Source organism: Variovorax sp. J22R115, assembly GCF_030317005.1.
Classification (GTDB): domain Bacteria; phylum Pseudomonadota; class Gammaproteobacteria; order Burkholderiales; family Burkholderiaceae_C; genus Variovorax.
In genome coordinates, this window is sequence record NZ_JASZYM010000031.1 from 36,569 (window position 1) to 44,661 (window position 8,093).

Annotated in this window: 4 protein-coding genes and 1 pseudogene; 1 reads left to right on the forward strand and 4 read right to left on the reverse strand. The window is 64.3% G+C overall.

Annotated elements, in window-relative coordinates; all coding sequences use genetic code 11:
* Window positions 1–49: 49 nt before the first annotated feature.
* On the reverse strand, window positions 50–3,544 hold the full coding sequence (locus tag QTI04_RS32475; protein WP_286619349.1) for a DUF2126 domain-containing protein: 3,495 nt from the start codon (window positions 3,542–3,544) through the stop codon (window positions 50–52).
* Window positions 3,545–3,665: 121 nt separating this feature from the next.
* Here QTI04_RS32475 and QTI04_RS32480 point away from each other — a divergent pair, with 121 nt between their 5' ends.
* Window positions 3,666–4,451, forward strand: a complete 786-nt coding sequence (locus QTI04_RS32480; protein ID WP_286619351.1) for a ComEC/Rec2 family competence protein — start codon at window positions 3,666–3,668, stop codon at window positions 4,449–4,451.
* Between the two features lie 620 nt (window positions 4,452–5,071).
* Here QTI04_RS32480 and QTI04_RS32485 read toward each other — a convergent pair.
* The 3 genes and pseudogenes from QTI04_RS32485 to QTI04_RS34405 all read right to left on the reverse strand — a co-directional run bounded on the left by QTI04_RS32485 (window position 5,072) and on the right by QTI04_RS34405 (window position 7,674).
* Window positions 5,072–5,539 (reverse strand): hypothetical protein, encoded by a 468-nt coding sequence (locus QTI04_RS32485; protein ID WP_286619353.1) that lies wholly within the window; start codon window positions 5,537–5,539, stop codon window positions 5,072–5,074.
* 483 nt (window positions 5,540–6,022) lie between these two features.
* Window positions 6,023–6,460: pseudogene (locus QTI04_RS34400) on the reverse strand (TniQ family protein); the annotation flags it as partial.
* Window positions 6,457–7,674, reverse strand: a complete 1,218-nt coding sequence (locus tag QTI04_RS34405; RefSeq protein WP_369292810.1) for a TniQ family protein — start codon at window positions 7,672–7,674, stop codon at window positions 6,457–6,459. The pseudogene QTI04_RS34400 and the gene QTI04_RS34405, both read right to left, overlap by 4 nt.
* Window positions 7,675–8,093 lie beyond the last annotated feature (419 nt).

Consider the following 8,093-nt stretch of genomic DNA (forward strand, 5'->3'; position numbering starts at 1 on the left):
GGGGCAACACCAGCGGCCCGGCGAAGCCGGTTCCGCGGTATTCCCGGCTCTAGCGGCGCAGGTCGAGCGTGAAGGGGAACTCGCGGCTTCCGGCCAGCTCGATGGTGGCCGGCGGCGTGCTCATCAGCCCTGGCGTGTGCCCCATGCGCGAGAAGCGCGAGTGTCGCCGGCTCTCGGCCTCGTAGGCATTCACCGGGAACGTGTCGTAGTTGCGTCCGCCCGGGTGCGCGACGAAATACTGGCAGCCGCCCAGCGAGCGTTTCATCCAGGTGTCGACGATATCGAAGGTCAGCGGCGCATGCGCGCCGATGCTCGGATGCAGCGCCGACGGCGGATTCCAGGCCTTGTAGCGCACACCAGCCACGAACTCGCCGACCGTGCCGGTGGGCTGCAGTGGCAGCACCTTGCCGTTGACCGTGATGACGTGCCGGCTTTCGTTCAGGCCGGTGACGCGCACCTCGATCCGTTCAAGGGAGGAGTCGACATAGCGCACGGTGCCGCCGGCCGAGCCTTCCTCGCCCATCACGTGCCAGGGTTCCAGCGCGTTGCGCAGCGACAGCTCGATGCCCATCGCCTGCACCTGCCCGACCAGCGGGAAGCGGAATTCGAAATGCGGCGCGAACCAGTTCGGGTCGAAGGCGAATCCGGCCTGCCGCATTTCGCTGATGACGTCGTCGAAGTCCATGTTCACGAAGGTCGGCAGCAGAAAGCGGTCGTGCAGCTCGGTGCCCCAGCGCGTGGCGGGCGCCTTGTACGGATCGTCCCAGAAGCGGGCGATGAAGGCGCGCAGCAGCAGTTGCTGGGCGATGCTCATGCGGGCATGCGGCGGCATCTCGAAGGCCCGCAGTTCGAGCAGGCCGAGGCGGCCGGTGCTGGAGTCGGGCGAATAGAGCTTGTCGATGCAGAACTCGCTGCGATGCGTGTTGCCGGTGACGTCGACCAGGATGTTTCGCAGCGTGCGGTCCACGAGCCATGCGGGCATGTTCTGGCCGTAGATCTCGCGGTTGCGGGCGATTTCCTTGAGCGCGATTTCCAGTTCGTAGACCTGGTCGTTGCGTGCTTCATCGACTCTTGGCGCCTGGCTGGTGGGGCCGATGAACATGCCCGAGAACAGGTAGCTCAGCGACGGATGGTTGTGCCAGTACAGCAAGAGGCTCGCGAGCAGTTCCGGCCGGCGCAGGAAGGGGCTGTCGGTCGGCACGGCGCCGCCCATCACGAAGTGGTTGCCGCCCCCGGTGCCGGTGTGGCGGCCGTCGGTCATGAACTTCTCGGCCGACAGGCGCGTCTCGAACGCGGCGTTGTAGAGGAACTCGGTGTGATCGACCAGTTCGCGCCAGTTGTGTGCCGGGTGGATGTTGACTTCGATCACGCCCGGATCGGGCGTGACCTGCAGCATCTTGAGGCGCGGATCGCGAGGGGGCGGGTAGCCCTCCATGACGATCTGCACGCCGAGCTGTTCAGCGGTCGCTTCGACCGCGGCGACGAGATCCAGGTAGTCCTCCAGCCGGGCGAGTGGCGGCATGAAGACATAGAGCACACCCGAGGCGTTGCCGATCTTTTCCGCGGCCGGGCCGTTGGCGCGACGCGGATCGCGTACTTCGACGCACAGCGCGGTGCGCGTGACCCAGTGGGCCGACTCGCCGCGACGTGGCATCCGGGGCGTGGTGAGATCGAGGTTGGCCTCCGTTGCGTCACCGGCATTGCCGCCTGGCGTCTGCAGGCGCACCGACGCAGCCGTCGCGGGCGGCGTGCCGAAGGCATAGGGCACTGCGCTTCGATCGGCATGCGGTCCGGTCGGCGGGCCGGCGTAGCGTGCACGGTAGTCGGCACCGGTCGGCAAGGCATCGCGCGGCGCGGTCGGATCGCGCTCGACGAGGTAGGGATAGTCTCCCTTGCTGGCCCATGGCTGCGAGTCGAGCGGCAGGCGATAGCCCATCGGGGAATCGCCGGGGATCAGGTACATGCGGTCGTCGCGCAAGAACCAGGGGCCGGTCTTCCAGCCGGGCCCTGCGAGCGCGGGCGCATCGGTGTCGGCGTTCGAGGCCTCGATCGGCAGCATGTAGCCGATCACGGCGTCGAGCTTCTGCGTGAACACGCGGCGCAGGCGAACCCGCTCCATTTCGTCGTCGAGCTTCGATTCGAAGGGGTCGACGTTCACCGGCAGCCGGCGTTCGCGCCAAAGGTAGTAGTAGACGTCCTCGTAGCCGGGCTGGATGTAGCGCTCGGTCAGTCCGAGGCGGTGCGCGAGCACGGTGGTGAAGCGGCGCGCGTCTTCGCTGGTGTAGTGGGTCGGATGGCGTTCGTCCGCGAAAAGCGCGGGGTTGTGCCAGAGCGTCTCGCCGTCGGCGCGCCAGAAGATCGACAGCGCCCAGCGCGGCAACTGCTCGCCCGGATACCACTTGCCCTGCCCGAAGTGCAGGAAGCCGCCCTCACCGTATTCGGCGCGCAGCTTGTGCACGAGTTCGGTCGCGTAGCCGCGCTTGGTCGGGCCGAGCGCATCGGTGTTCCATTCGGCCGCATCGCGGTCGCTGGTGGCCACGTAGGTCGGCTCGCCACCCATGGTGAGGCGCACGTCGCCGGCCTTCAGGCGCTTGTCGACCGCATCGCCGAGCGCCAGCACTTCGGCCCATTGCTCCTCGGTGTAGGGCTTGGTGACGCGCGGCGATTCATGAATGCGCGTGACCTTCATTTCATGGCCGAACTCGACTTCGGCATCGTCCACCACGCCTTCGATCGGTGCGGCGCTCGACGGCGTCGGCGTACAGGCCAGCGGGATGTGGCCCTCGCCGGCCAGCAGGCCGGAGGTGGCGTCGAGCCCGATCCAGCCGGCGCCGGGGAGGTAGACCTCGCACCAGGCGTGCAGGTCGGTGAAGTCCACGGTGGTGCCGCTCGGGCCGTCGAGCGCCTTCACATCCGGCGTGAGTTGGATGAGGTAGCCCGACACGAATCGCGCCGCCAGCCCGCAATGGCGCAGCAGTTGCACCAGCAGCCAGCCGGAATCGCGGCAGGAGCCGGAGCCGTTGGTGAGCGTTTCTTCCGGCGTCTGCACGCCGGGCTCCATGCGGATCAGGTAGTTGACGTCCTTCTGCACCTGCTGATTGATGCCGACCAGGAAGTCGATGGTCCGCTGCTCCTTGCGATCGATCTTCTCCAGATAGGCCTGCACCAGCGGCGTGGCCTCGTCGGCCACGAGGTAGGGCGCGAGTTCCTGCGCCTGCGCCTCGGTGTACTTGAAGGGGAAGTTCTCGGCCTGCGGTTCCAGGAAGAAATCGAAGGGGTTGTAGACCGCCATCTCGACCACGAGGTCGACCGTGACCTTGAACTCGCGCGACTTCTCGGGAAACACCAGCCGGGCCAGGTAGTTCGCGAACGGATCCTGCTGCCAGTTGATGAAGTGCTGCTCGGGCTCGACGCGCAGCGAATACGAGATCACGTTACTTCGGCAATGCGGTGCGGGACGCAGGCGGATCACCTGAGGCCCTAGTTGCACCGGACGGTCGTACTTGTAGTGAGTGACGTGGTGGAGGGCGGCGTGGATTGACATTGTTTCTCAGTGCGTCGAGCGTGCCTCGGGTGAGACGCATACTAGCCGACACAGAAAGCAATTAGCGCGCCACAGAGCGGTTCCAGGGAGTGATTCGCATGCGACAGGGAGTAGTCTCGTGATGCCGGGCGCGAAAGCGCGCGGCTTGGTCGGTTTCGCCTCGATGGCAGGCTCGGTGCTTGGGGCTGCGCTTCAGTTGCAGCAACCGGCGCTGTGGAACTGGGCGGCCTACGCAGGCCTGCTGGCCGGTGCGCTGGGTGGCTGGCTTGCGCTGCATTCGTCGCGACGCCCGGTTCGAGGCGTCTTGCCGATGGCGCTGCTCTTCGGTGCGATGTTCGGCGTGGGGATGGCGGGCTGGCGGGCGACGGCCTATGCCGACGGGGCGCTGCCGCCGACGCTCGAAGGGCGGGAGCTGCAAGTGATCGGGGTGGTCGCGCAGATGCCCCAGCGCGGCGAGGGGATGGTGCGCTTCGAGCTCGAAGTCGAATCGGCCGAGCCCCCGGATGTGCCCCGGCGCATTTCGCTGGGCTGGTACGCGGAAGGCTCGGGGCCATGGGGTCAAACCGGTGCGGTCGACCCGCCCGGCCGCGTGCACGCTGGCGAACGCTGGCGCATGACGGTGCGGCTCAGGGCGCCCCACGGCAATCTCAACCCGCATGGCTTCGACCAGGAACTGCGCCTGTGGGAGCAGGGCGTGCACGCCACGGGCCAGGTGCGAACCGGCGCCCGGGACCCGCGCCCCGAACGCATCGCCGCCACCTGGCGCCATCCGGTCGAGCGCTTGCGGGAGACCGTGCGCGATGCCGTCTTCGAGCGCGTGGCGGATCCGCGGTCGGCCGGGGTGATCGCGGCGCTGGTCACCGGCGACCAGAACGCGATCGACCTGGGAAGATTTTTCTATTCCTGACTCCCGGTCTGATGCGTTCTCATAGGAGACACGCAAATAGGGGGGCCATACCGCGCGCTTTCATTGCTTACGCTCGCCTGGGTATCGGAGGATCGTCCGTTTCGGCCGCTGTTCTTGGTTAGCTACTCTCCCGGAATCGCCGCATACAGTAGAAAAAAGTATTCGCCTCGTAAACGGCTCTTAGACGCGATATCCGCCGCGGGGGTGAGGGGAGGGTGCTTCCATCGCCTTGGCGGCCGTGCGGGGCGTCTAGCGGCAAGGGGATTGAGTGGTCCCGCCGGCCAAAGGTTTGCGATTCAAAGAACGCCTAACCTGAAGGGGCCGATGAACTGGTTTGCCTGCAGCACGTCCTGTCCGGCGGTGTGAGCCCCGCAGGGCTCTGTGGTCCGTCTAGGCGGGTTGTCCGCTGGAGTTCTCGAGCGGCGGCCAGCCATCCCGCCTAGTGGCGGCTAGAGCGAACCGTTCGGGCCTTGGAGGCCTGCCAACTTCGCACGTGCTCCGCAACTTGTCTGAGCTTGGGACATTCGCCCCTATACCGATTCCAAGTCGTGACCGCTCCGATTCGTTTCATGACAGGACCGATTGTGGGCCTCTCGCCAGTGGCGATTGACTTCTCCAGTTCAGCAGCCGCTGCGGCGGCAAGCCGCGCGTCGTCTGCTTGGTGCTTTGAGCGGAGAGCGGACTCTGACGGAAGCGTTCCAACTCTGGAAGCGTCTTACGACGTCTGTTAATTTCGGGATGTCGCTGGCCGCGTGTTTCCATGCCGCCCAGCCGCCAATCCTCTTCAGCAGTGCACGAGTGGTCAGTGTCTCGCCGCTTTCTTGAAGTTTGAAGAATTCGGCCGCCGCCGCTGCGGACAGTTCCTCATCTCTCTGTCGCCAGGTGACGTCCTGAGCAGCTTTCGGGCGTGCGTTGTTCCACGCCTGCAGGCGCTTGATTACTTCAACAAGCTTCGGGCATTCGCTCCTTCTGTAGACCCATGCTCCCTTGGCACCACGAATACGCCTGAGAAACTGCTCGAGCGTGACTTTCCTGCCAGCCGCCATGACCTTCGCGAGTTCGGCAACTCCCGCGGCCTCAAACCTCATGTCCGCCTCGTGCGCCCCAATAACACGTGGTGAGCCTTTGGCAATGTGGTCTAGAAAACCAGGCCGCGGCGTTCCATGCCGAAGGGCGGTCTCAACCATTAGGTGTCTAAATGGGGAGAGCGGAGTCGATCCTAGATTGAACGCGCCGATCGGCCACTTTCGGTCTGGGCCAGGGCCGAACGACGCTGCGTCAAGAAAATCCCTCGTGAAGCAATCTTGGAACACTTCGACTAGAGCGGCGCGGCTTACACGCCTTTTACTGCTCAACCATCCGAGCTCGACAGCTAAGCTGAGATAGAAGTCGTCAGACCTGTGATGACCTGGCCCCGGCTTTCGTTTTAGAAGCGCAGCTGACGCCATCGACAGGTCTAGAGAGCATGGTGACGTCCACGCATCGGGAGGCGCGAGTAGCGCGCACTCCGCCGGCAGAGCGGTTGACGTCATGTAGTGCGCATTAAGCGACGTTTTATGCAGCAGGCACTTGTGCTCTGAACAGAAAAATGTTCCCGGCATGTTGTGTGACCGGTGCCAGTAGCTTTCTCCGTATCGCGAGAGGTCCTCTTCCAGGCACTTGACGCAAACACGTCGCACACCCACAGCAGCCAGACGCGTTCGTCCAAGGCTTCTGCCTCCTCCCGCCGAATTCAGGACATCGTGAAATACTCGGTCGTACTCGTCACCGCCGACGAAGGCGGTCATGTACGGAAACGCGGTGTGGTTCCAAAGGAGGTTTTCATGTGTAGTCCGGAAGAGACTTGCAGCCTCGTGCAGAAGGTTCACCGCAAGGAACCGATTCTTGACGATGCCGACCCTCAGGACTTTGGACTCGAGGGCGCCCATAGACACACCGAACCACCTGCAGCAGCGCGCAAGGGCCCCGGACAAGAGTTCGTCGGGATAAAGCGGAGGAGCTGGAATCATGGAGAGACTCGAGCTGCTTCACGTTGGCCCTGGTCCCGGTCGGTGAACGAGCCCGCGGTGTTTCGGTAGAGCGTCTTGCCAGGTAGAAGTTGCTTGATTGATGCTGGCGAGCCTCGAAAATCGCGAACAACCTGCCGCAGGGATGGCAGCTGGTCCGCTCTGTGTCGATACGGGCCGAACGCGCCCACGCGCCGCAAAAACTGCTCGGTGCTCAAAACGTCGCCTTGCTGAAGCGCGCGTCTCAGCTCCTTTTGAGCGCGCGGGGCGTAGAAGGCGTCCACGGCTTCGGATAGCGTTCCGCGAGGTCCGGTAGGCACATGGTCCAGCATTGGTCGCGTGGGTTTGCGAGTGCTGAGCAAAGTCTCCACCAGGAGGTGCTTGAGTGGCGCAAAACTGAAGCTGGTGGCCGGGCGAAAGAAAAGGGATGCCCAATTAGGCCTGTCGGCCTGTTTTCCGGAGGAATTCAGCACAGCCGGGGGGTAAGTGCGCAGCAGGGCACCTTGGAGCGCCGCGAAGTTGACCTCACGAGGTGGGCTCAGCCAGCCCTTAGAGATTGCAAGGTGTCTGTACCACTCAGAGTCGCGGGCGTGCCCGGGACCGACTGGCCTGCTCAGCAGTTCCCGAGATGCGCGCGCGAGTGCCAATATGGCCCTTGGTGGTTGCGGCTTGGCGTCGGGGGCAATAGGTTGCCCGCACTCAATCGGCAAGCCGTAGATGGTTCGAAGCGTGGAACTTGCAGGCAGTTGCGTTGTCACAAGCGCGCAGGCGTGCCATGGGCAGACAAGTGCTCCCGGCAAGTTGTGCGCACGGTGCCAGTAGCTCTCGCCGTATCGGGCGACGCTCTCTTGCACGCACTGTGGGCAATAGCGCCGGTGCGGCACCTCTGCGCTGACGTTCTGCATAGCAGCAAGCAGCCGGGGCATGCCCGGCCCGCCATCCAGGGATGCGCTGCGAGCGTGCTCGAAGCTCTCCCCAAGGACAAAAGCTGTCGCGTACGGGAAAGCCGTGTGCTTCCAGAGGAGCTCCTCGGCGCTCAAATTAAAGAGCTCCTCCAGCGGCCGCAGCGGCCACAAGTTCACAAAGTTCAGGCGCAAACCTGGTACGCGCAGCTCTTCGCGCGCGAAGCGCTTGAACGGAAGATTGAACCATCGACAGCAGCGAGTCAGACCTGAGGAGACAAGTTCGTCTGGATAGAGTCGTGGAGCGGGAATCATCCTGCTTCCCCAATTTCGGTGTGGTCGGCCACGACTGCTGTTGTCAGCTCCGAGGGCGCCCGCGCACCAGGGGCGTCGCGTCTGCCCCGAGCCATTGGTGCCTTCTGAGCTTCGTCTGCTGCCTCCTTCACAGAGACCAGCGCTTTGTCCACAGTGCCAGTGGCGCCCGGCTTGAGACCAAACTCCGCAGCGGTGTCAGGCTTAGCGGCCAAAAACTGAGCGGCCGGCTCGTCGTATTTCTTCATCAGAGTGCGCATGTGGCAGGTCCAGCGCGTCACGGCCTTAAAGTGCTTGCGAGCGATTCTGTGGTAAGCCGTCATTCAACCGCGCCCTTGCGTTCGGCATGACAAGGTGTTTGGGGTGTCTAGGCGGCTGGAAGCGCGATGTTCCAGGGCAGCAGTGCCTCGTAGTCGTCCGCT

What these genes read in the sequence shown, in the direction of transcription:
- QTI04_RS32480 (WP_286619351.1), top strand. Translation starts at nt 3,666, where the DNA reads ATGCCGGGCGCGAAAGCGCGCGGCTTGGTCGGTTTCGCCTCGATGGCA.
- QTI04_RS32475 (WP_286619349.1), bottom strand. Translation starts at nt 3,544, where the DNA reads ATGTCAATCCACGCCGCCCTCCACCACGTCACTCACTACAAGTACGAC.
- QTI04_RS32485 (WP_286619353.1), bottom strand. Translation starts at nt 5,539, where the DNA reads ATGAGGTTTGAGGCCGCGGGAGTTGCCGAACTCGCGAAGGTCATGGCG.
- QTI04_RS34405 (WP_369292810.1), bottom strand. Translation starts at nt 7,674, where the DNA reads ATGATTCCCGCTCCACGACTCTATCCAGACGAACTTGTCTCCTCAGGT.